The sequence below is a fragment of the Flavobacterium frigoris genome (assembly GCF_900111075.1).
GTDB classification, from domain to species: domain Bacteria; phylum Bacteroidota; class Bacteroidia; order Flavobacteriales; family Flavobacteriaceae; genus Flavobacterium; species Flavobacterium frigoris.
In genome coordinates, this window is sequence record NZ_FOFZ01000011.1 from 1 (window position 1) to 23,759 (window position 23,759).

Here is a 23,759-nt window from a genome sequence, read left to right on the forward strand (position 1 = left end):
AATAAAAAAATGTAAATTTGAACAGAAATTAGCTCATTATTTTGTGGCACATCATGACCGGAATTAGTGGCACATCATGACTGGAATATACAATTTTATCGATCTTAACACGGTAGTTAGTTTCAGACAAATATTAAATACAACAGCTTATGATGCTACTATAGAGCGCTCTTTAGATAATATTACTGCGTTTTTGAGTAAAAAATTTCCTGATCAAAGATTTGAAGTATTTTTTGAATTTCGTAGTGCGAGTAAATTAATTAGAGAAAAGAAAAAGCTCAGCAATGTAGAGCTGGCTAATTTGGCTAATATTTTAACAATATTGTATACCTATGTTTAGTTGATTTGTTGTGCATTTTGATAGTTGTGAACCCTTTCGGGAGAAAAGATTTTTTATTATTAATTTTCTAGAGGGTTATAGTTGATAAGTAGAGTTTTGTAGGAATTAATTTTGTACATATTAAAAAATGACTTGGTTTAGTAGTTGATCCAAGTCATTTTTTATTTTGTGAATAGGAAAGAAGTCGACCTTGGTACTTTTATTTTTGCAAACAATTTAAAAGAGGGTAGGAACGGTAGGGCTTTGTGAAAGGATTACTGTAACAAAATATTATGTTATAGTTTTGCTAAACGCTGATTTTCATTGTAATTGAGTTCTTTTATCAGTTCTTGTAAAGTAATTGTGTTATAATGGCTAAAAGCAAATATGTTTTATTGATGTTGATTTTTAATCGCAACCATCAATGTCGCAACTATTTCCATCATTCGTCTCTATCAAAGTAACTTTTGATTTAAAATCACCCTCTTCCCATACTTTTTCTAGTGTTTTTACGAATGTTTCCACGTGTTGAGCACCAGAAACTGCGTATTTGTTATCGAAAACAAAGAAGGGAACTCCTTGTACTCCTATTTGTTGCGCCATTTCAATGTCTTCTTTTACGGCAGTTGCGTAGGTGTCAGAATGTAATAGGGTTTGAATTTCTGTTGCATCAAGTCCAACCTGGATTCCTAGATTAGTCAAGGTTACTATGTCGTTTATATTCAGGCCATCTGTTAAATAGGCTTTAAACAATAGTTCCTCTAGTTCATTTGATTTATTATGTTTCTTGGCCAAGTGTAAGAGTCGGTGTGCATTGAAAGAATTGGCCATTATTGCTTTTTCAAAATGAAAGTCTAATCCAGAGTTTTTAGCATTTAGAGTCATGCTATCCATCATTTCCTGTGCCCACTCTTTGTCTTTGCGGTATTTTTCGGCTAGATGTTCAGCCATATTATCATTTTCCGATGCTATAAAATTAGCATCAAGTTGGAAGCTTTTCCATTCAATTTCGACATTCTCTGCATGCGGGAATTGCTGTAATGCTCCTTCAATTCTTCGTTTTCCTATATAGCAATAAGGACACATGATGTCCGACCAAATTTGTATTTTTAATTTATTTTCCATTTGTATTTTTTTAAGCTAATTTTCTCATTTGTATATACAAATTTAATCAATTGCTTTTATACGGAAGTAGTCTTTATGTTTTTATTGGGAGTTTTAATAGCACACATATTTCAAAACAAATTGCGAGTAGGGGAGTAGCAAGTTTGAGATTGTAGTGTAAGTATTTAAGAGATCGTAACCCTTAGTAAATCTTGAAAGTACTTTTGTTTTAGTATTTGTATGCTCTTATAGTTAAAAATGTAAACTTAATTAGGATATGATATACAAACTTTTCGTTCCAGTTTGGTAAGAGTGCAAATAATTCGACACTTAAAACATGCTTAAAATAGCTTTGAAAAGTTATCGTTATTATTGCTCTTTTATAGGTGCTTTCTTTAAACGTTTATTGGTAAAGTGAATTTAAATTCGCTTCCCTTTTTAGCAATGCTTTGAACCCATATTTTACCTCCTAGTTTTTCAATGAATTCCTTGCACAAAACCAGCCCTAATCCGTTTCCTTCTTCATTTCCCGTACCTATTTTTGATTTATTAAAATCTGCTGTAAAAATGTTTTCAATTTCAGTTTGTGACATGCCTATGCCCTCGTCTTTAATTGTAACTTCAACAAAATCATTTTTCGCTATGGAAGTGACTGCTATTTCTCCATTAGAAGTAGAATATTTTATGGCATTGGATATTAAATTTCGTAAAACTGTACCTAACATGTTCTCGTCTGCAGCGACACAAGTGTTTTTATCAACATTTATAATTATTGAAACTTTCTTATGTAGTGCTTGTATTTCAAGTAGTTTTATCTCATCTGTAAGCAAATTTAAAAGTAGGATACTTTTAGTTTTAAGAATAGTCTCTTGACTTATTGCCCAAATAAATAACTCATTTAAAATAGCGGAAGCTTTGCGAGCTGCTTCATTAATGGATCTCAAAAACAACATCTTTTCGTTCTTATCTAGGGAAGTACCGTCATCAATCATTAGTTCTGTGAGGCCTTCTATTGAACTTAACGGATTCTTTAAATCATGTGCTAGAATTTTAAAGAACTTATCTTTTGCACTGTTTAAAGCTTTTAAGTGATCTCGCTGAAGAAGAATTTCATCGTTCATTACGCTAATCTGTTCGCTTTTGGCTGCTAATAATTTGTAAGACTTCTTTTTTGCGGTCTGTTGTATTATTAAAAACGCAATAAAACCGATAGATACAGAAAAAATAAAAACAAAAAAATAATTCAATCTTTTTTTAGATTGTAATTTTAGCTCAGTATTTTCATTTTTTATTGTTAAGTCATTTATGGTGACTAATTTTTTCTCATGATCAATCAACTGTTGAAATAATTGAATTGTTCCATCATTGCTGTCGGAAAGCATTTTTTCTTTTACTTCAATATATTGATTTTTATATTTTAGTGCAGTTTTAAAATTTTTGAGTTTTTCATATGCTTTTGATAACGTTAATAAATTAATATTTTGATAGTACAAATCATCAATTGCTATACTTAACTCCTGACTTTTATTAGCATAATTAATCGCTTCTATGAAATTATTTTGTTCGTATTTTATAGTTGCAACATTCAAATAAATTAATGCAATCATTGCTTGGTTATGAATCCTTTGAGAAATAGACAAGGATTTTGCAAAATATTCCAAGGCTCGATCATATTCTTTTAAAATAATGTAAGTGTCGCCTATATTGTTATAGTTTACCGCTACACCATAGTCATCTTTAAGTGAAATGAGTATTTCGTTTGACTTGGTGTAAAAATCTAACCCTTTATCAAAATTGCCACCATCTGTAATAGAATTAGCAATGCTGGTATAACAATAAGCCACTCCATTTTGGTCATTATTTTTTTTATAAAGTTCTAATGCTTTATTAAAATAGTCAACAGAAATAGTGTAATTTTTTTTCTTATAATATATATTTCCAATTCGAGAATACACTTTTGCGATTCCTATTTCGTCTTTAATCTTACTATAGATATTTAAAGCGCGTAAATAACTTTTAAAAGCTTTGTCTTCAGAGTAAGAGTACTCATAATCGCTCCCCATATAAATATTAACCAAAGCTAGTTTCTTGTTATCTTTTAGTTCGACTAGCAATAAAGACGCCTTTTCAAAATATTTAATCGCTTCTATATAGTGATATCGATTATGATAAAACTTGGCTTCGCTTAGTAATACTTCTGCTAGTTGAGCTTTAGAATCCACTGAGTATGCTAGTGCTGTTGCTTTATCAAAATATAAAGTAGCAGAATCCAAGTGCTTTATTGAGTAGCTATTTGCTTTTTTAAGTAGAGATGCTATTTCATTGTTGGAAAAAGAATTAATTGTAACATTCAATTCCTCTTCTTTAGTATTTAAAATATCTTGTCCCAATACAAGGCTCGAAAACCCTATTATTATTAAAAATAAAAAATACTTTTTCATCCTGGTAAATATATGTATGCTTTGCAATTCTATTGTAAATTATATCGTAGTATGGTTCATTTGTTACCTATAAAAAACATTGGTCATGACTTAAATAGTATATGCTAATTTGTAAAGAAATTTATTTGAATAATGAGTATTTCATACAAGCTGTGAAGTTAGACTAAAGAAAGGTTAAAATGCAAATTAATACGTTAAAGTGTAATTAAATTCTGGAACTATATGTTAATTACTATAGTCACTGTTCATATTCTTAGTAATTATATGACTGTTCTAACTGTGTTTATTGGTCGCAAATAGAGTGTAAAACTATGTACTTTCAGTGCATCTCGCTTTAGCTTCTAAAAAATGTTAACACCGCAGATTAGCAATACAACATGCAGACTTTAAGTATTACAACCAAATTTATGGACTTTAAGTCCATAGTGGTTTAGTTTTCTTTTAATTATACTTTTTTTTTATTGAAAAACGTTGCTTTTACAAATCTTGATAATTTGTTATTGATAGGATACTATTTTTCTTTTAGTGATCCCACCAAATAGTAATCTTGGACAAAAGCCGTGGTAAGTTCAATACTTTTCTGAGAAAGGCATAAGAAAACAAGCTGCGTTAAAGCAGTAATAATATTAAAGCAACGTTAATATTATTTTCTCAGGAATTATTATCCTCTATTCCAATTGGGATTTAATAGGTTGAATTTCAAGATGGTAATACACAAAAAACAGTCACTATTCTATAGTTAGGGAAACCTTAATTTATTCTTTGGCACGCTAGTTGAATATCTCATTTCAAATAACAATGAAATAGCGTAAGCCGAAAAGCTCAAGAGTAGGCAAAACACAAAATATAAATATCATGAAAAAAATTACCTTTTTAGTAGCTAGTATTCTCTTAATTGGAGGTAGTGTAGCAAATGCAACAGTTAAAAATAACTTGCCAAATGCAACAAGAGTTGCTGTGGATTTTAGAAATGCGGAACCAATTATTTTCACAGAAGGTGGAATTGAGTTCTACTTGTTTGCCGATGGACAATTTGATTTTAATGCACGGCCTTTTGCTCGAGATAAATCTTTTAAACCGAATAGAAGAGGCAATGGAAATAGAAACTATGGTACAGCTGCTTCTTTTCGGAGAGATAATTACGGTGTAAAAGTGGAATACAATAGAAGAGGGAATATAACACGTATTGGAAATGTTTCTATCAATTTTGATTCAAATGATAGAATTAAACGTATCGGCTCTGTTCAAATGTCTTACAATCGTTATTCTTTAGAACGTGTAGGTGGTTTAGAGATTATCTATAACCGTCGTGGTCAAATTGTTGATACTTATGGTTCTGTAAAAGGTGTTAGAGGGTATGCAAGTAACCAAAACAACAATAATGACTATGTAATTAATAGAAATGTAAGTGATCGTGATTATAGAGTGAACGATACTAAAGTCGTACAACGAGATACTAGAGTTGCAACTACTATAGATGTAAGAATCGTAAAAAGAAACTAGTTATTTATATATAATTGATAGTAAATGTCCCGTTGGTAATTGTATTAGCGGGATTTTTGCTTTGATTAGTAACAGTATTAAAAAGCTTTTCATAGAAAAATAGCTTAGCTTATTTGGGTTGCCTTAAATATTAAAATTGATTAGAGTCTACAATCATATTATTTGTCTGAGAAATAGTTTTTTATAAATTGATGTTGTTCCGCAGGATTCATCTGATCGGTATTTGTGATTTCGATTTTTGTTTTTAGAAATCGATCGTCTTCACTTAATACATCGAAGAGTTCGGTTTTTGCATTTGTGGGGCCAAAAATAATTATTCTGTCGTAGTTTTTTATTTTACTAGCTATTTTATAATAATAAGTTTGTAAAAGACGATCTCTTTTCTCTAATAGTGCAGCCAGTGTTTTAATAGGGTATAGTTTAGTCGATTCAAAAGAAGTCGATTCGGCTTTTATTATTTCAAAGGAATTTGAAGTAAATCCTGTTAAATAAGGGATGGAATAATCCATCCATATTCCCATTTTCTTTGGTAGTCCCATTTTATCTATATTTTAATTAGACTTAAAGTTCAGTTTTTTAGGTGTTAATGTATCTGATAATAAGGTGTTTGTCTTATTTTCTAAAGGCAAATAGTAATAAAGTGTCGATTAGTGGAAACGAATTATTTTTAAACGGGGGTGTTGTATGTATAAACTGAAGAGAGCAAAAAAAAACCATTCGTCGCGACGAATGTTTTTTTTGTATAGTTTTAAAAGATAGTTTAAGCTAATAGATCCAAAACATATGATGGAAACAAACCTAATGCAATATTCAAGACAATCGCTATTACTGCAACTGCATAAATAACAACGGGAGTTCCTGTTCTTTCTTCGTTAGGCTCTTTGGTATACATTGCCATGATCAATTTAAAGTAGTATCCTACGCTTATAATTGAGTTGATTACTGCAACGATCACTAAAGCAATAAAACCTGCTTGTAACATGTTATTGAATAAAAACAATTTGGCAAAGAAACCTGCGAATATTGGAATTCCGGCCATAGACAATAAGGAAGCAGTTAAGATTGCCGCTAATAGTGGGTTCGTTTTTCCTAATCCATGGAAATTAGCCATGTCTTCATTTTCGTTGTTTTTACAAACATAGATTATTACACTAAAGGCAGCGATTCCCGCCAATGAGTAAGCTGAGGTATAATACAATAATGTTCCAGCTGCGTTTGTCGTGTTCAGTAAAGTCATTAACATAAAACCTGCATGTGAAATTCCAGAGAAAGCTAAGATACGTTTTACGTTTACTTGACGCAATGCCATTATATTTCCTACGGTCATCGAAGCCATGGAAATGATGACAATAACTATTTGAAATGAAGGCGAAATATTCGCATTCATAATCGTTAGCAATTTAAATAAAGTGGCAATAGCTACTACTTTTGCCAATGTACTCATTAAAGCAGTAGTTAAAGTAGGAGATCCTTCGTAAACATCAGGAGCCCAGAAATGAAAAGGTACTGCGGCAATTTTGAAAAACATTCCGATAGTAACTAGTACAATCCCAATTGGGAACCAAACTGGCAATTCAGCTGATTGTGATAATTCACTAATTTCGATAACATCAAAACTTCCCATCGCTCCGTAAATTAAACAGATACCGAAAAGGATAATTCCTGAAGCGAAAGATCCCATTAAGAAATATTTTAATCCAGCTTCATTACTTTTTATACTCAATCTGTTGCTTGCCGCCAAAATGTATAGGGCAATAGATAATACTTCAATCCCTAAAAAGAACATAGCTAAGTTTCCAAAAGAAACCATCGCAACAGTTCCTGCCAATAAAAATACTTTTATGGCAATAAAATCAGAGATCTTAGTTTGGTGATGCTCATAGAATTTATGGCTCAAGGCCACTAAGAAAATGGTTAATATGATAAACAAACCACTGAATGCAGTTGAAAATTTACTCACAATAATCATGTTGTTGTAGTAGGTGGCAGGAGAATTAAATTCTGAGATATCAAGACCAAGTATAGCAAGTAACCCAATAATTGTTATCGGAATAATGGCTTTTCTTAAATCGAAAATTTCAAATAAAAGGCATAAAACACCTAATCCTATTATAGCTATTAATGTATTCATTTTTTTTATTTGACTAGTTAATTCTATTAATATGAGTTAAAATATTTTCCAAACTTGGTGTGATTAAGTCTGTAATTGGTTTTGGATACATTCCAAAAAAGAATAAAACAGCTATGATAGTAATCAAAGCAAATCCTTCTTTAAAAGTAACATCCGCAAACACTTTGGTATTCGTTTCGCCAAGCATTACTTGTTGATACATTTTCAACATATAGTATGCTCCTAAGATGATAGTAGTTCCTCCTAAAAAGGCAAACCATACATTTATTTGTGAAAGACTGTATAATACCGTGAATTCCCCAACGAAGTTGAATGTAGTAGGAAGTGCAACAGAGGCTAGTACTAAAAGTAAGAACATCGAAGCGAATTTTGGTGATTGGGAACGAATACCACCCATCTCAGCGATAGTTCGGGTTTCATATCTTCTAAAAATAATTTCAGAGATAAAAAACAATCCAACTACTACAAAACCGTGAGCAATCATTTGTAGTACAGCACCGCGTAATCCATCAATTGTTAGCGTATAGGTTCCTGCTGCAATTAAGCCAACGTGAGCTAATGAAGAGTAAGCCAATAATTTTTTTAAGTCTTTTTGTCTTAACGCTACAATCGAACCGTAGATCACTCCTGCAATTCCTAAGCTGATAAAGATGTACATGTATTCTTTTGCTGCAAGCGGAGCAATAGGTAATTGCCAACGAATAATGCTGTACAATCCCATCTTTAGCATAATCCCTGAAAGCAACATCGTTCCCGCTGCAGGTGATTTTTGGTATACGCTTGCTTGCCAAGTGTGGAAAGGAATAAGTGGGATTTTAATAGCGTAGGCTAAGAAAAAGGCCAAGAATATCCACAATTGTTCGGTTGCTGATAAGTTTAATTTGTATAAATCTTCTAATAAAAAGCTTCCGGCATTTTGGTATAAATAAACAAAGGCGATTAACATAAATAAAGATCCAGCTAAGGTGTAGATAAAGAATTTTATCACTGCTTTTTTACGTTCTTCTGCATCACCATTCCCCCAAATTAAAGCAATGAAGTAAATAGGGATTAATGACAATTCCCAGAAGATGTAATATAAAAGACCATCGGATGCCAAGAATGTTCCTACCATGGCAAAAGCCATAAATAAGATTAGAGCATAAAACGCTTTCGCATTTGTATAAACATTCTCAAACGAAGAAAAGATAATGATAGGTGTCAATGCCAATGTCAATAGAAGCATTGCGATTGATAGACCATCGGCTTGTAGTGCAAATGAAATATTAGGTTGGTTGATCCATTGATGGATGACACTAATGTTTTCGCCAGCGTTAAATTGATTTAACAATACAATTGCACATCCTAAAGACGCTAGGCTAAAGAACAATGCTACTTTTGAAGCCAGTTTGTCACCAGCCAGATACGTTGCAAAGGCGCCAACAAAAAGTATAATTAACAGTATAGATACATTCATAATATAAAATTATTGAGCTAAAAATAAATAGGTTACAATGGCACACATGCCTAAAACAAACGCAAAAAGATAACGTCCGATACTTCCGTTTTGTATTTTCTTGCCTTGAAACCCGATTTCGTTGGTTACTTGTCCTAATCCAAAAACTAAAGAGGTCAAAGTAGTTTCCACATGGTCTCTAAAGAATTTTGATAAGCCGTTGATTGATTTTACGAATAAAAAGTCATAGATTTCATCTACATAATATTTATCGTATAACACTTTTGTAAAACCAGTAATTGCAGCATCTTCTGCAGGAACTTGATTTTGTTTGATGTATTTGGCGTAAGCAATTCCTATTCCTACTAATCCACCTATAACGGCAATTAGCATCAATGCATATTCAGTTGTTCCAAAGTGGTGTTCCTCTGTAGCTGCTTTTGTAAATAAAGGAGATAGGTATTCGTTCAACCAACTATTAGTGGGTAAACTAATTAATCCACCTAATGTTGCTAGAATTGCCAAAACAATTAAAGGAAACGTTATCAAAGTTGGACTTTCATGTAAATGACTTCGTTGTTCTGCGGTACCTCTAAATTCTTTGAAGAACGTAAGATATAATAATCTAAACATATAGAAAGCCGTCATTAACGATGCTAATGAAGCAATGAACCAAAGTATTTTGTTGTGTTCAAAAGCCACCATTAATATTTCATCTTTCGAGAAAAATCCAGAAAAAGGAGGAATTCCTGATATTGCTAATGAAGATATTAAAAAGGTAATAAATGTGATTATCATTACTTTTTTCAATCCACCCATTTTACGCATGTCTTGTTCTCCGTGTAATGCATGAATAACAGATCCAGAACCCAAGAACAAACATGCTTTAAAGAAAGCGTGTGTGATTACATGGAAAACGGCTACTTCGTATGCTCCAAGACCTAATGCCAAAAACATTAATCCTAATTGAGAAACGGTAGAATAAGCAAGTACTTTTTTAATATCGGTTTGAACTAAAGCGATAGTTGCAGCTACAAGAGAAGTAACAGCACCAACAATAGCAATAATGTTTTGTACATCAGGAGCTAAGTCAAACACGAAGTTTAATCTTGTAATCATAAAGATACCTGCAGTTACCATTGTTGCAGCATGTATTAATGCTGAAACAGGTGTTGGACCCGCCATTGCGTCTGGCAACCAAGTGTATAATGGAATTTGTGCTGATTTTCCACAAGCTCCAATGAATAGAGCAAAAGCAGCAGCAGAGATCCAATACATATTCAAATCGGTAGCACCATTAATCGCTGTTTTTAAAGTAGCATAATCTAATGTAGAGAATAATGATCCTATAATGAAGATTCCAATTAGTAAACCTAAATCTCCAATTCTGTTCATGATGAATGCTTTTTTAGCCGCATCATTGAATTCTTGGTTTTTATGCCAAAATCCAATTAGAAGGTAAGAACAAAGTCCAACGCCTTCCCAACCGATGAACAATACTAATAAGTTGCTTCCAATGACCAAAGTAATCATGAAGAAGATAAAAAGATTCAAATAAGCAAAGTACTTATGCATGTTTTCGTCATCATGCATATAGCTGATGGAGTACATATGTATCAGAGCGCCAATTCCAGTAACAAAAAGCAGCCATAAAATTGATAATTGGTCTAATAAAAAACCAAAGTCTACTTTAAAGTTGCTGATTTGAATCCAATCAAATAATTGAATTTGGATCGCTTGATGCGTTTGATTTATTTGGAGGAAAAAATAAACAGATACTGCAAACGAAAGTGCAACTGTAAGTGTTCCAATTATCCCAGAAGCGGATTTCCCGATACTTTTTCCAAAGAAAACATTAAATAAAAATCCTAAAAAAGGAGCTAGTAATAAGAGTAAAGTTAAACTTGTATCCATTGAAATTTATCCTTTTAAGTTTTTTAAATTATTGATGTCAATTGAGCCTAAATTCCTAAAAATAGAAACTAAGATGGCTAAACCTACAGCAACTTCGGCAGCAGCTACAGCCATAGAGAAAAAGACGAAAATTTGCCCCTGTGCATCTTGGTGGTAGGTAGAAAATGCAACAAACAAAAGATTGACTGCATTAAGCATAATTTCGATAGACATAAATACAATAATCGCATTTCGTCTGTATAAAACGCCAAAGACCCCAATACAAAAAAGTATCGTAGAAAGGAAAATGTAGTTTTCGATGCCTATTTCATTTAAAATATTGTTCATGTTATTTCTCTGTTTTTTCTTTTTTAGACAATAAAACCGTTCCAATCATAGCTACTAAAAGCAATATTGAGGCAAATTCAAACGGAACCATATACTCATTCAATAAGACTTTACCCAAAACTTTTATAGATTGGTAATCTTCTCCAGTAGTGATGTATTCTCCAACGATAGGTTTAGAGTTGATGAAAACTAATATCAAAACGATACAAATCAAACAAAAAGAAACAATAGCTCCTAATCGTGTAATTCTAGGTTTATGTACTTCGTTTTCTTTATTCAAGTTCATCAACATGATGGTGAATAAGAATAAAATCATAATCGCTCCAGAGTAGACAATAATATGAACAATGGCTAGAAACTGAGAGTTCAATAATAGATAATGTCCTGCAATCGAGAAAAAACAAATTACAAGATATAAGGCACTGTGAATTGGGTTTCTGCTAAAGATGGTCAAAAAAGCGGTGGCTATAGTGACTGCTGCTAAAACACAAAAGATAATTAGTATAGTTGACATTAGTTAGCGTTTTTAAGTTGTGCATTTTGCATTGCGATATCTAAAGGCATGACCAATTTATCTTTTCCATAAATGAAATCTTCTCTGTCGTAACTAGAAGCTACTAGTGTTTTTGAGGTGGTCAAGTAGATGGCGTCTTTTGGACACGCTTCTTCGCACAAACCACAAAAAATACAACGCAACATATTGATTTCATATATCGAAGCATATTTCTCTTCTCTGTACAAATGCTTTTCCTCTGGTTTACGTTCTTCCGCTTTCATTGTGATCGCTTCTGCAGGACATGACAAAGCACATAATCCACAAGCAGTACAATTTTCTCTACCTTGTTCGTCCCGTTTTAATTGGTGCTGACCACGGTAAACCGGACTCATTTCACGTACCTGTTCAGGATATTGTATGGTAACTTTTCTTGTAAACAAATGTTTAATTGTGATTATCATTCCTTTGACAATCGCAAGTAGATACATTTTTTCCAAAAAAGACATCTCTTTGTTAGAGACTACTTTTTTTCTTCCAGATAAGGATATCGTTTCTATTGACATTTTTTTGTTTTATTAGTAGCTTATTCCTGCTATTCGCTTCAATCTTTAATTCTGAAAAGGTTCAGAATTAAAGGATTTTCACTGCTATCAGGGCTAGGCATTTTTCACTCCTATTTAAAATCCTAAGTAAATTGCTATTTCTGCTCTCAAAATTACAATTCCAGTAATAATGATATTGACGATCGAAAGTGGTATTAATATTCTCCATCCCAAATGCATCAGTTGATCGTATCTAAATCTTGGAATAGTCCATCGTACCCACATGTAAAGGAAAATGAAACCGCATATTTTGATAAACAAAGCGACGATTCCTAAAACATTAGCAAAGTTTACACCCCAGTTTTCTACTGCCCAACTCATTCCTGGATAGTTGTATCCTCCAAAGAATAAAACAGCAAGAATAGTAGAGGAGATAAACATATTAGCATATTCAGCAAATAAGTAGAAACCCATTTTCATGGAAGAATATTCCGTATGGTATCCACCAATTAATTCTGTTTCACATTCTGCTAAATCAAATGGAGTTCGGTTTGTTTCTGCAAATGCACAGATTAAGAATATAAGGAACGACAACGGTTGGTAAAAAACATTCCAGTTCATCCCAGATTGTTGTAATGAGATTTCTCTCAAACTCAAAGTTCCGGTCATCATCAGTAAAGCGATCAACGAAAGTCCCATAGCCACCTCGTAAGAGATCATTTGAGAAGCCGCACGAACAGCACCAATTAATGAAAATTTATTATTAGATGCCCATCCACCAATCATGATTCCGTACACACCGATTGACATTACACCAATAAGGTAAAGTAAAGCAACATCAATGTCAGTTGCCTGCAAAATGATGTCTCTGCCAAAAAGATGAAAGTGATCCCCCCAAGGGATAACGGCACTTGTCATTAAAGCAGTGGTCATTGCAAGTGCAGGCCCTGCAAAAAACAAAAATCGGTTGGGAGTATCTGGTTCAAATTCTTCTTTCGAAAATAATTTTAATCCATCCGCTAGTGGTTGTAATAATCCACCTTTTCCAGCTCTATTTGGGCCGATACGATCTTGAAGCCAAGCGGCTACTTTTCTTTCAGCCAAAGTAGAATACATTGCCATTAGCATCGTAATTCCAAATACAACTAAAATAATAACGCTTTTTTCTATAATTATAGTACTATCCATTTTCTAAATGTTACCCTGTTTAAAATCTGCCTCTTCGTCTTTATCTAAAGGGATAGCAGGCATGCTTATTTTCTTACGATCTTGATCTCTACCTTTTAGAATCCCTTCTTCGGTAGCGATTACAACTGTTTCCAGTTCTTGAGTGTAATTATTTTGATTGATAACAGAATCTTTGTCAAATGCTCTTGGCCCTTCAATAACCCAGTCCGCAGTGGTTTTGTGGTCAAAACGACATTCGTTGCAAATGAATTCTTCTACTTCATGATAGACATCTTTACGACCGGTAACTCTTTGAATTTCGTCTCCAAACATCCAAAGGGTTGTTTTTCCACAACATCCTGGAGTCGTACACTCTCTATGCGCATTGTATGGTTTGTTGAACCAAACTCTAGATTTGAATCTAAACGTTTTATCAGTTAATGCACCTACTGGACACACATCAATCATATTTCCTGAAAACTCATTGTCGATTGCTTTAGAAATACAAGTCGAAATATTCGAATGATCTCCTCTGTCCATCACACCGTGTACACGATTGTCTGTCAATTGATCAGCAACCATTACACAACGGTAACAAAGAATACAACGATTCATATGTAGTTGAATATTTGGACCAATATCTTCTGGCTCAAATGTTCTTTTCTCCTCTATAAATCTACTTTTAGCTTTACCATGCTCAAAACTTAAATCTTGTAAATCACATTCTCCCGCCTGGTCACAAACTGGGCAATCTAGTGGGTGATTGATCAATAAAAATTCAGTTACTGATTCTCTAGCTTCTTTAACTCTGTCAGAAGATTTACTGTTAATTTCCATACCATCCATGCATCCTGTAACACAGGAAGCCATTAGTTTTGGCATAGGTCTAGGATCTGCTTCACTACCTTTCGCTACTTCAACTAAGCAACAACGGCATTTTCCACCACTTCCTTTTAATTTAGAGTAATAGCACATTGCTGGTGGCACAGATTCTCCACCTATCATACGTGCTGCTTGCAGAATAGTTGTTCCTGGTTCTACTTCAATTGCTTGACCGTCTATTGTTACTTTCATTGTATTTTTGTTTGTATGTTTCAGGTTTAGCGTTTGAGATTGTGAGAACCAAACTGAGAAACTTTAAACATTGAACTTTAAACTTATTATACTATTACTTTAGAAACTAAATGCTTTACTTTTTCAAAAGGTTCAGCAACAAAATGGTTTCTATTTTTTATTTTTTCTGGGAAACGAACATGATATTCAAATTCATCTCTAAAATGTCGAATAGCTGCTGCTACTGGCCATGAAGCCGCATCACCTAGTGGACAAATCGTGTTTCCTTCAATTTTACTTTGAATACTCCATAGCAAATCAATATCTTCTTCACGTCCTTGGCCGTTTTCGATACGCCACAACACTTTTTCTAACCATCCTGTTCCTTCACGACAGGGGGAACATTGTCCACAACTTTCATGATGATAAAAACGAGCAAAATTCCAAGTGTTACGAACGATGCAAGAAGTGTCATTATAAACAATGAATCCTCCAGAACCTAGCATCGATCCTGTTGCAAATCCACCATCACTTAATGATTCGTAGGACATCAAACGGTCTTCACCGTTAGCTGTTTTGTATATTAAATCGGCAGGTAAAATTGGCACTGATGAACCGCCTGGTACTAATGCCTTCAAAGGTCGGTCAGAACTCATTCCGCCTAAATATTCGTCTGAATTCATGAATTCGTAAACACTTAATCCCAATTCAATTTCATAAACACCAGGGTTTTTTATATGCCCTGAAGCCGAAATTAATTTAGTCCCAGTAGATCTTCCGATTCCAATTTTTGCATAATCATCACCAGAATTGTTCACAATCCACGGCACTGATGCAATAGTTTCAACATTATTTACCACTGTTGGGTTAGCCCATAAACCTGATACTGCAGGAAATGGTGGCTTAATACGAGGATTCCCTCTTTTCCCTTCCAATGATTCAATAAGAGCGGTTTCTTCACCACAAATGTAGGCTCCAGCACCACAATGAACGTAAAGTTCTAAGTCGTATCCCGTTCCTAATATGTTTTTTCCTAACCAACCAGCAGCTTTCGCTTCTGCAATGGCTCTTTCTAGAATTTTATAAACCCACATGTATTCACCACGAATGTAGATGTAAGATAGGTTTGCACCCAAAGCAAAACTGGAAGTAATCATTCCTTCGATCAATAAATGAGGAATAAATTCCATCAAGTAGCGATCTTTGAACGTTCCCGGTTCAGATTCATCTGCATTACAAACTAAATGTCTTGGTTTTCCTGATTTTTTATCAATAAAACTCCATTTCAATCCAGCAGGGAATCCAGCACCACCACGACCACGAAGTCCTGATGCTTTAACTTGTTCAACAACTTCGTCAGGAGTCATTGCTTTCATTGCTTTTTCCACTGAAGCGTAACCACCGTTTTGGCGATATACTTCATAGGTTTTGATTCCTGGAATCTTGATTTTGTCTAATAATATCTTTTTTGACATATTATTTATCGTGTAATATTATTTTATTATCTCGGCAATCAACGATTAATTGATCGATTTTTTCCTGTGTAAGATGCTCTTTGTAAAAATCGCCTAATTGCATCATTGGTGCATAACCACATGCTCCTAAACATTCTACGCCTTTTACTTCAAAAAGTCCATCTGCTGTCGTTTCTCCCATTTTTACACCTAGCTTTTCGCAAGTGTAGTCCATCAAATCTTCTGTTCCATTTAAGCAACAGGGTGATGTTTGACAAAACTCAAAAAGGAATTTTCCAACAGGTTTTTGATTGTACATCGAATAGAAAGAAACAACTTCATATACCTCGATTGGTAATATTTGGATGATTTCAGCTACCTTATCCATCAATTCAGTACTCAACCAATTGTCGTGAGCATCTTGAACTTCATGTAAAACAGGTAATAAAGCTGATTTTCTTTTGTCTTCTGGGTAATGACTAATTAATTCATTGATGCGAGTCATCAATGTTTCAGTCATATTTATTTCTTGTTTGTAATGTGTTCTTTCCATTTTTCTTTTAAATCTGAAATCTAAAATCGTTATTCTTCAATCTGAAATCTCTATGCGTCTAATTCTCCTGCAATTACATTTAAACTTGATAAAATAACAATCGCATCAGATAGTAATGCTCCTTTTATCATTTCTGGATATGCTTGATAGTAAATAAAACAAGGTCTTCTAAAGTGCAGTCTGTAAGGAGTACGACTTCCGTCAGTCACTAAATAAAAACCTAGTTCTCCATTTCCACCTTCTACAGGATGGTATATTTCTGCAACTGGAACAGGAACTTCTCCCATTACAATTTTGAAGTGATATATTAAGGATTCCATGCTAGTGTAAACATCCTCTTTTGGAGGAAGGTAATAGTCAGGAACATCAGCATGGAAATCGTTTCCTTCTGGCATTTTTGCAAGTGCTTGGCGAATGATACTTATACTTTCCCAAACTTCAGCATTACGGACGCAAAAACGATCGTAAGTATCTCCAGATTTTCCAACAGGAATTATAAAATCAAAATCTTCGTAAGAACTATAAGGTTGTGCGACACGTACATCGTAATCTACTCCTGCAGCACGTAAGTTAGGTCCTGTAAATCCGTAAGAAATTGCTTTTTCCGCAGATATTGCCCCAACATTTATAGTACGATCCATGAAAATTCTATTTCTTTCGAATAGATTTTCGAATTCTTTCCAAGCAACTGGAAATTCTTCTAAAAACACATCTAATTTTCTGAAAGCTTCTGGTGACCAGTCTCTTTCGAAACCACCAATTCTTCCCATATTAGTTGTCAATCGAGCACCACAAATTTCTTCGTAGATCTCATATACTTTCTCTCTAAATTGGAAAACGTAAAGAAATCCGGTATAGGCACCTGTATCAACTCCTAAAATGGAATTACAAATAAGGTGATCCGTGATTCTTGCCAATTCCATTACAATAACCCTTAAATACTGAGCACGTTTTGGGACTTCAATATCCAATAATTTTTCTAAAGTCATCCACCATCCCATATTATTGATAGGAGAGGAGCAATAGTTCATTCGGTCTGTAAGAGGAGTAATTTGGTAAAAAGGACGATTTTCTGCAATTTTTTCAAAAGCGCGGTGTATGTAACCAATAGTTGGTTCCGCTTCTAAAATACGTTCCCCATCCATCAACAAAATATTTTGAAAGATTCCGTGCGTAGCGGGATGAGTAGGACCTAAATTCAGGATTGAAAGTTCACTTCCATCTTCGTTTAGCTTCTCTTTTATGATTTTAGCATATCGATGCTCTGGTGGTAATAATAGTTCTGACATTTATAGAATGTGAAAAATTATAGATTGTGTTTTTAGCAATTGTCGATTGTTCTACCGAAAAAACGGTCGTCTTTATCTGTTCGTCCGCCATCTTCTAATGGAAACTCTTTACGCATAGGAAATGAAATCATTTCATCCATGTTCAAAATACGTTTCAACTGTGGGTGACCTATGAAATCTACTCCGTAAAAATCAAAAGTCTCTCTTTCCATCCAGTTTGCACTTAGGAAAATGTTAGATATTGTTTTTATCTCCGGTTTTTCACCATTGATAAAAGTTTTGATTTTGATGCGTTTGTTGTCGTACCAATTGTGCATGTGATACACAATTGTAAATTGTCTGTCAACTTCATTATCTGGATAATGTATTCCACATAAATCAGTTAAAAAATTAAAACGCAATAATGGGTCGTTTTTCAAAAAAAGGATGATCGCTGTGATTTTATCAGCAGCTACTTCAAATGAAAAGATATCTTTCTCTTGATTAAAGTGAAAAACATACTCACCAAACGTTTCTGTTAATTTATCTTGAATATCTGTGTTTTCTAATGCCATGTCGTTATTTGATATTATAAGAGGCCAATAATTCTTGGTACTCTGGAGAACTTCTTCTTCTTACAGATTCCGATCTAACCAATTCTTGCAATTTCATTACGCCATCTACAATTTGTTCTGGTCTTGGAGGACAACCTGGTACATATACGTCAACTGGTATTACTTTGTCAATCCCTTGAAGAACGGAGTACGTATCGAAAATACCTCCTGAAGATGCACAAGCACCAACAGCAATAACCCATCTTGGTTCTGACATTTGTTCGTATACTTGACGTAAAATAGGAGCCATTTTTTTAGAAATAGTACCCATTACCATTAACATATCTGCTTGGCGAGGAGAAAAACTCACACGCTCAGAGCCAAATCGTGCCAAATCATAATGTGAAGCCATGGTAGCCATGAATTCTATACCACAACATGAAGTTGCAAAGGGTAATGGCCAAAGTGAATTGGCACGAGCCATACCTACAACGTCATTTAGTTTTGTGGCGAAAAATCCTTCTCCAACAACTCCTTCTGGCGGCTCAACCATTTTTATACTTGAATTACTCATTTTTTTGTATTTTGAATTAGAAAATTTGAATTACAAACTAATAGTAGTCTACGATTCAATATTTATAATAAATTCTTATTCCCACTCTAGCGCTTTCTTTTTGATGATGTAGAAAAACCCCACTAAAAGTAAAAGCATAAATATGATCATTTTGACCATTCCTTCCATTCCTAATTCTTTGAAATTGATTGCCCATGGATAAAGGAAAATAACTTCAACATCAAACAGAACAAATAAAATCGCAACTAGAAAGTATTTTACAGAGAATGGAATACGTGCATTTCCTATACCTTCAACACCACATTCAAAATTTTTATCTTTGGCTGCTGACTTTCTTTTTGGTCCCAATTTTCCAGAAACAATAATAGTTCCCACTACAAATCCGGCAGCTAATAAAAACTGTATTAAAATCGGAATATAACTTAACTGATCAGATTGCATAATTAATGATTTTTATGTACTAAAATAAGCAACAAAGATAGGTTTCAAGGATTTAAAACACAAGTGTAATACATAATTTAGTTACATTGAAAATCAAATCACCTCCTAATTTTTAATGATTATAAATAATAATTATAATTCTGTTTTTCTGTTGCCGATATTTAAGATGGAAGCAAAAAAAAAAACGTTCCGAAATAAATCGGAACGTTTTAAACATTCGTAGGCAAAAAAATATTTTTTTGCTTAGATAACTGCTACTTTCGCAGCAACTTTTCCTTTTCTTCCTTCTTCTTCTTCATAGCTAACTCTATCACCTTCGCGTAATTCTTCCGCGTTGATTCCTGAAGCGTGAACAAAAATGTCTTTTCCTGTTTCTTCGTCTGTAATGAATCCGTAACCTTTTGATTCATTGAAAAATTTAACTGTACCTGTACGCATTGTAATAGTAATAATAATTTATAATGGAGCAAATGTAATATTTAATATCATATGATTGTTAATAAATATTCTTTTTTTTTGAAAATAATTGATATTCAACGTTTTCCGGTGATTTTTACCGATTGACTATTGAACATTTAATTTTATATGTAGTTCTTTCAACTGGGATTCATCAATTGCCGATGGTGCATCAATCATGACATCTCTTCCAGAATTATTTTTTGGAAAAGCGATAAAGTCACGTATGGTTTCCTGTCCTCCAAGAATAGCAACTAGTCGATCTAATCCAAAAGCTAGTCCTCCGTGCGGCGGAGCTCCAAACTGAAATGCGTCCATCAAGAAACCAAACTGCTCTTTGGCTTGGTCTGGGGTGAAACCTAAATATTTAAACATGAGTTGTTGCGTTGCTTTATCATGAATACGGATAGATCCTCCTCCAATTTCATTTCCGTTCAAAACCATATCATACGCGTTAGCGCGTACTTTTCCTGGATCTGTTTCTAATAAGTGCATGTCTTCCGGTTTAGGGGAAGTAAACGGATGGTGCATCGCGTGGTAACGACCACTTTCTTCATCAAATTCTAATAATGGGAAATCAACAACCCAAAGCGGTGCAAATACTGCAGGGTTTCTCAATCCTAAACGAGTAGCTAATTCCATACGCAAGGTACTTAATTGTGCTCTTGTTTTATCCGTAGGGCCTGATAAAACAAAAATCATATCGCCTGCTTTTGCTTCGGTTACTTTTGCCCAATTGCTTAAATCGTCTTGATCGTAGAATTTATCTACAGATGATTTGTAAGTGCCATCTTCGTTGCATTTTACATAAACCATTCCTGAAGCTCCTACTTGTGGACGTTTCACCCATTCGATTAAAGCATCTATTTCTTTTCTAGTGTAGTTTCCAGCGCCTGGAACTGCAATACCTACAACTAATTCTGCAGCATTAAAAACAGGGAAATCCTTGTTTTGTGCTACTTCGTTTAATTCTCCAAATTCCATTCCGAAACGAATGTCCGGTTTGTCATTTCCATAGGTTTTCATCGCATGTTCGTATGTCATACGAGGGAATTTGTCTACTTCAATTCCTTTAATTTCTTTTAGCAAATGTCTTGTAAGTCCTTCAAAAACATTTAGAATGTCTTCTTGTTCTACAAAAGCCATTTCGCAATCGATTTGTGTGAACTCTGGTTGTCTGTCTGCACGCAAATCTTCGTCACGGAAACATTTCACGATTTGGAAATATTTATCCATTCCGCCTACCATCAATAATTGCTTGAAGGTTTGAGGTGATTGTGGTAAAGCGTAAAATTGACCTTCATTCATTCGAGAAGGAACAACAAAATCTCTTGCTCCTTCCGGAGTTGATTTTATTAAATAAGGCGTTTCTACTTCACAGAAGTCCAAATCTGAAAGATACTTGCGTACTTCCATCGCTACTTTGTGGCGAAACAGTAAGCTGTTTTTTACTGGATTTCTTCTAATATCTAGGTAACGGTATTTCATTCTGATGTCTTCACCGCCATCCGTTTCATCTTCAATTGTAAACGGCGGAGTCAAGGCTGCATTTAAAATCGTTAGTTCAGTAACTAAAATTTCGATTTCACCTGTAGCTATATTTTTGTTTTTGGCTTCACGCTCAATAACGGTTCCTTTTACTTGGATTACAAATTCTCTTCCAAGTGTTTTTGCTAATTCAAAAATGGTTTTCTCGGTACGACCTTCGTCGAATAACAATTGTGTGATTCCGTAACGGTCACGTAAATCTACCCAGTTCATAAATCCTTTATCACGTGATTTCTGAACCCAACCCGCAAGTGTAACTTCAGTATTTATATGTGAGGCGTTGAGTTCTCCACAGTTATGACTTCTATACATTTTATTTGTTTTTATATGCTGTTTTTACTAATGCAAAATACCTGAAGCCCACTGGGCTTCCTCCTTTTAATTTCAAATGCCACAATTATGACGTCTATACATTATGAAAATTTTAGGATACAAAAGTAACCACAAAAATTAAATTAATGCCGAAAACGGCGAAACTTCAATAAATTAATTTTTTGTTAATTTGTTATTTCCCTTCAGAATAATAAATTAGATTTGATTAACAGTATAAACACTACATTTTATGAAAAAATTATTTTTTATTGCTATTGCGCTGGTTTTCTCTTTTAGCGGAATTGGGCAGACGAAAGCAGCAGTTTCTTTTAAAGGCGAGATTGCCAATAGAAACACAGATTCGATTAGTATACTTAACAAGAATAATAGAAAGGAAATCAAAAAGATTTTAGTTGGAAAGGATGGTTTTTTTAAGGATTCTTTTGCAGTAGAAGAGGGTTTTTATATGTTGTTTGACGGAAAGGAATATACTGAACTGTTTCTTAAAAACGGATACGATTTGAATCTTACAATGGATGCTCAAAAATTTGACGAATCTATTGTGTACTCTGGTAAAGGAGCTTTGGAGAATAATTTTTTGGCACAAAATACAATAACGGAGCAAAAGTATGATTATGACGCGCTTTTAGCTTCAAACGAAGAAGTCTTTATGAAGTTGGTAAAGGAGAAAAAAGCGGCTGACTTTTTGAAATTAGATAATCAGAAATTAGATCCTGTTTTTGTATCGCTGCAAAAGAAAAGTATAGAAATGGCTATGGATAGTGGGACTGAATATTATATGGAAGGACTAGAAACCAAGAAATTAAATGGGGTCATGTCGCCATCTTTTGATTATGATAACTATAATGGAGGCAAAACGAAACTCGAAGAGTTTAAAGGAAAATATGTATATATTGATGTTTGGGCTACTTGGTGCGGGCCTTGTATTGGTGAAATTCCTTCTTTAAAAAAGGTTGAAGAGAAATATCACGATAAAAACATTGCGTTTGTGAGTATTTCTATAGATAAACTAAAGGATATCGAGAAATGGAAGTCGATGGTAAAAGGAAAAGAACTAGGTGGTGTTCAGCTTTTTTCTGATAACGACTGGAATTCGCAGTTTGTAAAGGACTTTCATATCACAGGAATCCCAAGATTTATCCTTATAGATCCCAATGGAAAAATTGTTAAAGCGGATGCGGCAAGACCTTCATCTCCGGGACTTGAAGCAGAGTTGGATGCGCTTTTGAAGTAGAGACTTTCTTTTAAATATAACGAAAACTGTTCATCATTTAGAAAGTTTTCGTTGGTTTATAACCTTTTTTTTAATATACTTTTTTTAATAGTTAATGTGTTTTAATGCCAATTATGTATATAATGTGACCCAATACCACGTTATATACTTTCACAAACTACACCGCTTAGTTTGTTTCGCTGAAAGCGTCTCAGGATTCGTGAGCAAATGTGTTGAGACAATTCCAGCGTGACAAATAGTACGAATGATTGTTAACTAAACCACATTGGACTATAAAATAAATAGTATTGGTATAATTATAATGAAATATGTTATGAGTCAATGTTCTAATGTATTATTTGCTATTTTGTTAATTACTGCGGTGTAGAATACGTAATGAAGAATGTGTTTTTCGAATTAGGCAGCAGTGCTTTCAAATTTCCAATGTTAAGTTTTCGTCCAATGTTATTAAATTGTTACCAAATAGTATTTTAAATGTAAATAGTTTTATATATTTGACAAAGAAACTATTAAAACCATACGTCATGAAAAAATATATAATTTTAGGTACAGTGTTAATTTCAGGAATGATTTTCGCGCAAAACACGAAACCACAGTTGGAAGCTGTTGGAAATTTAGTTAAAGCAACCTACCATTATGAGGATGGTAAAGTACAACAAGTAGGTTTCTTTAAAGATGGGAAATTAGAGGGAGAATGGACTTCTTATGATATAAATGGTAACAAAACTGCTATTGCAGTATACGATAAAGGTCAAAAAACAGGGAAGTGGTTTTTTTGGAATAATGCTGTTTTAAGCGAAGTAGATTATTCTAAAAATCAAATTGCCTCTGTTAAAAATTGGAAACATGATCCTTTAGTTAGCGCTGAGTAAGGAAATAATACAAATCGTAAAAAAGGCTTTCACTATCTGT

General features: G+C 33.8%; 23 protein-coding genes. 4 read left to right on the forward strand and 19 right to left on the reverse strand.

The annotated features are described in order from the left end of the window. Nucleotides 1–76: 76 nt before the first annotated feature. Complete coding sequence (locus BMW63_RS13320) at nucleotides 77–340, forward strand: hypothetical protein (protein ID WP_074723977.1); 264 nt, start codon at nucleotides 77–79, stop codon at nucleotides 338–340. 387 nt (nucleotides 341–727) lie between these two features. Here the strand turns inward: BMW63_RS13320 and BMW63_RS13325 are convergent, their stop codons facing one another. Then, a complete protein-coding gene (locus BMW63_RS13325; protein WP_074723978.1) occupies nucleotides 728–1,444 on the reverse strand; it encodes a DsbA family oxidoreductase in 717 nt (238 codons plus the stop codon). A gap of 374 nt (nucleotides 1,445–1,818) precedes the next feature. Continuing rightward, the gene (locus tag BMW63_RS13330; protein WP_074723979.1) at nucleotides 1,819–3,864 is read right to left on the reverse strand and encodes a tetratricopeptide repeat protein; all 2,046 of its coding nucleotides are present in this window, start codon (nucleotides 3,862–3,864) and stop codon (nucleotides 1,819–1,821) included. Between the two features lie 855 nt (nucleotides 3,865–4,719). Here BMW63_RS13330 and BMW63_RS13335 point away from each other — a divergent pair. Further along, nucleotides 4,720–5,367 (forward strand): hypothetical protein, encoded by a 648-nt coding sequence (locus tag BMW63_RS13335; protein ID WP_074723980.1) that lies wholly within the window; start codon nucleotides 4,720–4,722, stop codon nucleotides 5,365–5,367. A 158-nt stretch (nucleotides 5,368–5,525) separates the two neighbouring features. On the opposite strand, the gene BMW63_RS13340 is transcribed toward BMW63_RS13335, so the two are convergent. From BMW63_RS13340 to aspS, 17 genes are all read right to left on the reverse strand, one after another. Further along, nucleotides 5,526–5,906, reverse strand: coding sequence for a hypothetical protein (locus tag BMW63_RS13340; protein ID WP_074723981.1), 381 nt, complete (start codon nucleotides 5,904–5,906; stop codon nucleotides 5,526–5,528). A gap of 221 nt (nucleotides 5,907–6,127) precedes the next feature. Then, nucleotides 6,128–7,498 (reverse strand): NADH-quinone oxidoreductase subunit N, encoded by a 1,371-nt coding sequence (locus tag BMW63_RS13345; protein ID WP_074723982.1) that lies wholly within the window; start codon nucleotides 7,496–7,498, stop codon nucleotides 6,128–6,130. Nucleotides 7,499–7,511: 13 nt separating this feature from the next. Then, a complete protein-coding gene (locus tag BMW63_RS13350) occupies nucleotides 7,512–8,954 on the reverse strand; it encodes a complex I subunit 4 family protein (protein WP_074723983.1) in 1,443 nt (480 codons plus the stop codon). Nucleotides 8,955–8,963: 9 nt separating this feature from the next. Then, the gene (gene nuoL, locus BMW63_RS13355) at nucleotides 8,964–10,847 is read right to left on the reverse strand and encodes an NADH-quinone oxidoreductase subunit L (RefSeq protein ID WP_074723984.1); all 1,884 of its coding nucleotides are present in this window, start codon (nucleotides 10,845–10,847) and stop codon (nucleotides 8,964–8,966) included. A gap of 6 nt (nucleotides 10,848–10,853) precedes the next feature. After that, nucleotides 10,854–11,174 carry an NADH-quinone oxidoreductase subunit NuoK gene (gene nuoK, locus BMW63_RS13360; protein ID WP_074723985.1) on the reverse strand — a complete coding sequence of 107 codons (321 nt, stop codon included), beginning with the start codon at nucleotides 11,172–11,174 and terminating at the stop codon, nucleotides 10,854–10,856. Nucleotide 11,175: 1 nt separating this feature from the next. Further along, on the reverse strand, nucleotides 11,176–11,688 hold the full coding sequence (locus tag BMW63_RS13365) for an NADH-quinone oxidoreductase subunit J family protein (RefSeq protein WP_074723986.1): 513 nt from the start codon (nucleotides 11,686–11,688) through the stop codon (nucleotides 11,176–11,178). Continuing rightward, nucleotides 11,688–12,233, reverse strand: coding sequence for a NuoI/complex I 23 kDa subunit family protein (locus BMW63_RS13370; protein ID WP_074723987.1), 546 nt, complete (start codon nucleotides 12,231–12,233; stop codon nucleotides 11,688–11,690). Before BMW63_RS13370 ends, BMW63_RS13365 begins: the two co-directional genes overlap by 1 nt. 114 nt (nucleotides 12,234–12,347) lie before the next feature. After that, nucleotides 12,348–13,400 carry an NADH-quinone oxidoreductase subunit NuoH gene (nuoH, locus tag BMW63_RS13375; protein ID WP_074723988.1) on the reverse strand — a complete coding sequence of 351 codons (1,053 nt, stop codon included), beginning with the start codon at nucleotides 13,398–13,400 and terminating at the stop codon, nucleotides 12,348–12,350. Nucleotides 13,401–13,403: 3 nt separating this feature from the next. Beyond that, on the reverse strand, nucleotides 13,404–14,453 hold the full coding sequence (locus BMW63_RS13380) for an NADH-quinone oxidoreductase subunit G (protein ID WP_074723989.1): 1,050 nt from the start codon (nucleotides 14,451–14,453) through the stop codon (nucleotides 13,404–13,406). 86 nt (nucleotides 14,454–14,539) lie between these two features. Then, nucleotides 14,540–15,907, reverse strand: a complete 1,368-nt coding sequence (gene nuoF, locus BMW63_RS13385) for an NADH-quinone oxidoreductase subunit NuoF (RefSeq protein WP_074723990.1) — start codon at nucleotides 15,905–15,907, stop codon at nucleotides 14,540–14,542. A 1-nt stretch (nucleotide 15,908) separates the two neighbouring features. Further along, nucleotides 15,909–16,439, reverse strand: a complete 531-nt coding sequence (locus BMW63_RS13390) for an NADH-quinone oxidoreductase subunit NuoE family protein (RefSeq protein ID WP_074723991.1) — start codon at nucleotides 16,437–16,439, stop codon at nucleotides 15,909–15,911. A 50-nt stretch (nucleotides 16,440–16,489) separates the two neighbouring features. Further along, nucleotides 16,490–17,728, reverse strand: a complete 1,239-nt coding sequence (locus tag BMW63_RS13395; RefSeq protein WP_074723992.1) for an NADH-quinone oxidoreductase subunit D — start codon at nucleotides 17,726–17,728, stop codon at nucleotides 16,490–16,492. 32 nt (nucleotides 17,729–17,760) lie between these two features. Continuing rightward, nucleotides 17,761–18,282, reverse strand: a complete 522-nt coding sequence (locus BMW63_RS13400) for an NADH-quinone oxidoreductase subunit C (RefSeq protein WP_074723993.1) — start codon at nucleotides 18,280–18,282, stop codon at nucleotides 17,761–17,763. 4 nt (nucleotides 18,283–18,286) lie between these two features. Next, nucleotides 18,287–18,835, reverse strand: a complete 549-nt coding sequence (locus BMW63_RS13405; protein ID WP_074723994.1) for an NADH-quinone oxidoreductase subunit B — start codon at nucleotides 18,833–18,835, stop codon at nucleotides 18,287–18,289. 75 nt (nucleotides 18,836–18,910) lie between these two features. Beyond that, complete coding sequence (locus BMW63_RS13410) at nucleotides 18,911–19,276, reverse strand: NADH-quinone oxidoreductase subunit A (protein WP_074723995.1); 366 nt, start codon at nucleotides 19,274–19,276, stop codon at nucleotides 18,911–18,913. Nucleotides 19,277–19,519: 243 nt separating this feature from the next. After that, a complete protein-coding gene (locus BMW63_RS13415) occupies nucleotides 19,520–19,714 on the reverse strand; it encodes a cold-shock protein (protein ID WP_007137066.1) in 195 nt (64 codons plus the stop codon). Nucleotides 19,715–19,840: 126 nt separating this feature from the next. After that, nucleotides 19,841–21,592, reverse strand: coding sequence for an aspartate--tRNA ligase (gene aspS, locus BMW63_RS13420; protein ID WP_074723996.1), 1,752 nt, complete (start codon nucleotides 21,590–21,592; stop codon nucleotides 19,841–19,843). Between the two features lie 250 nt (nucleotides 21,593–21,842). Here aspS and BMW63_RS13425 point away from each other — a divergent pair, with 250 nt between their 5' ends. Further along, nucleotides 21,843–22,847, forward strand: a complete 1,005-nt coding sequence (locus tag BMW63_RS13425; protein WP_074723997.1) for a TlpA family protein disulfide reductase — start codon at nucleotides 21,843–21,845, stop codon at nucleotides 22,845–22,847. A gap of 524 nt (nucleotides 22,848–23,371) precedes the next feature. After that, the gene (locus BMW63_RS13430; RefSeq protein ID WP_074723998.1) at nucleotides 23,372–23,719 is read left to right on the forward strand and encodes a toxin-antitoxin system YwqK family antitoxin; all 348 of its coding nucleotides are present in this window, start codon (nucleotides 23,372–23,374) and stop codon (nucleotides 23,717–23,719) included. Nucleotides 23,720–23,759: the final 40 nt, after the last annotated feature.

Bases quoted from the DNA above. Each gene is read 5' to 3' on its own strand.
- BMW63_RS13320 (WP_074723977.1), top strand. From the start codon at position 77: ATGACTGGAATATACAATTTTATCGATCTTAACACGGTAGTTAGTTTC.
- BMW63_RS13325 (WP_074723978.1), bottom strand. From the start codon at position 1,444: ATGGAAAATAAATTAAAAATACAAATTTGGTCGGACATCATGTGTCCT.
- BMW63_RS13330 (WP_074723979.1), bottom strand. From the start codon at position 3,864: ATGAAAAAGTATTTTTTATTTTTAATAATAATAGGGTTTTCGAGCCTT.
- BMW63_RS13335 (WP_074723980.1), top strand. From the start codon at position 4,720: ATGAAAAAAATTACCTTTTTAGTAGCTAGTATTCTCTTAATTGGAGGT.
- BMW63_RS13340 (WP_074723981.1), bottom strand. From the start codon at position 5,906: ATGGGACTACCAAAGAAAATGGGAATATGGATGGATTATTCCATCCCT.
- BMW63_RS13345 (WP_074723982.1), bottom strand. From the start codon at position 7,498: ATGAATACATTAATAGCTATAATAGGATTAGGTGTTTTATGCCTTTTA.
- BMW63_RS13350 (WP_074723983.1), bottom strand. From the start codon at position 8,954: ATGAATGTATCTATACTGTTAATTATACTTTTTGTTGGCGCCTTTGCA.
- nuoL (WP_074723984.1), bottom strand. From the start codon at position 10,847: ATGGATACAAGTTTAACTTTACTCTTATTACTAGCTCCTTTTTTAGGA.
- nuoK (WP_074723985.1), bottom strand. From the start codon at position 11,174: ATGAACAATATTTTAAATGAAATAGGCATCGAAAACTACATTTTCCTT.
- BMW63_RS13365 (WP_074723986.1), bottom strand. From the start codon at position 11,688: ATGTCAACTATACTAATTATCTTTTGTGTTTTAGCAGCAGTCACTATA.
- BMW63_RS13370 (WP_074723987.1), bottom strand. From the start codon at position 12,233: ATGTCAATAGAAACGATATCCTTATCTGGAAGAAAAAAAGTAGTCTCT.
- nuoH (WP_074723988.1), bottom strand. From the start codon at position 13,400: ATGGATAGTACTATAATTATAGAAAAAAGCGTTATTATTTTAGTTGTA.
- BMW63_RS13380 (WP_074723989.1), bottom strand. From the start codon at position 14,453: ATGAAAGTAACAATAGACGGTCAAGCAATTGAAGTAGAACCAGGAACA.
- nuoF (WP_074723990.1), bottom strand. From the start codon at position 15,907: ATGTCAAAAAAGATATTATTAGACAAAATCAAGATTCCAGGAATCAAA.
- BMW63_RS13390 (WP_074723991.1), bottom strand. From the start codon at position 16,439: ATGGAAAGAACACATTACAAACAAGAAATAAATATGACTGAAACATTG.
- BMW63_RS13395 (WP_074723992.1), bottom strand. From the start codon at position 17,728: ATGTCAGAACTATTATTACCACCAGAGCATCGATATGCTAAAATCATA.
- BMW63_RS13400 (WP_074723993.1), bottom strand. From the start codon at position 18,282: ATGGCATTAGAAAACACAGATATTCAAGATAAATTAACAGAAACGTTT.
- BMW63_RS13405 (WP_074723994.1), bottom strand. From the start codon at position 18,835: ATGAGTAATTCAAGTATAAAAATGGTTGAGCCGCCAGAAGGAGTTGTT.
- BMW63_RS13410 (WP_074723995.1), bottom strand. From the start codon at position 19,276: ATGCAATCTGATCAGTTAAGTTATATTCCGATTTTAATACAGTTTTTA.
- BMW63_RS13415 (WP_007137066.1), bottom strand. From the start codon at position 19,714: ATGCGTACAGGTACAGTTAAATTTTTCAATGAATCAAAAGGTTACGGA.
- aspS (WP_074723996.1), bottom strand. From the start codon at position 21,592: ATGTATAGAAGTCATAACTGTGGAGAACTCAACGCCTCACATATAAAT.
- BMW63_RS13425 (WP_074723997.1), top strand. From the start codon at position 21,843: ATGAAAAAATTATTTTTTATTGCTATTGCGCTGGTTTTCTCTTTTAGC.
- BMW63_RS13430 (WP_074723998.1), top strand. From the start codon at position 23,372: ATGAAAAAATATATAATTTTAGGTACAGTGTTAATTTCAGGAATGATT.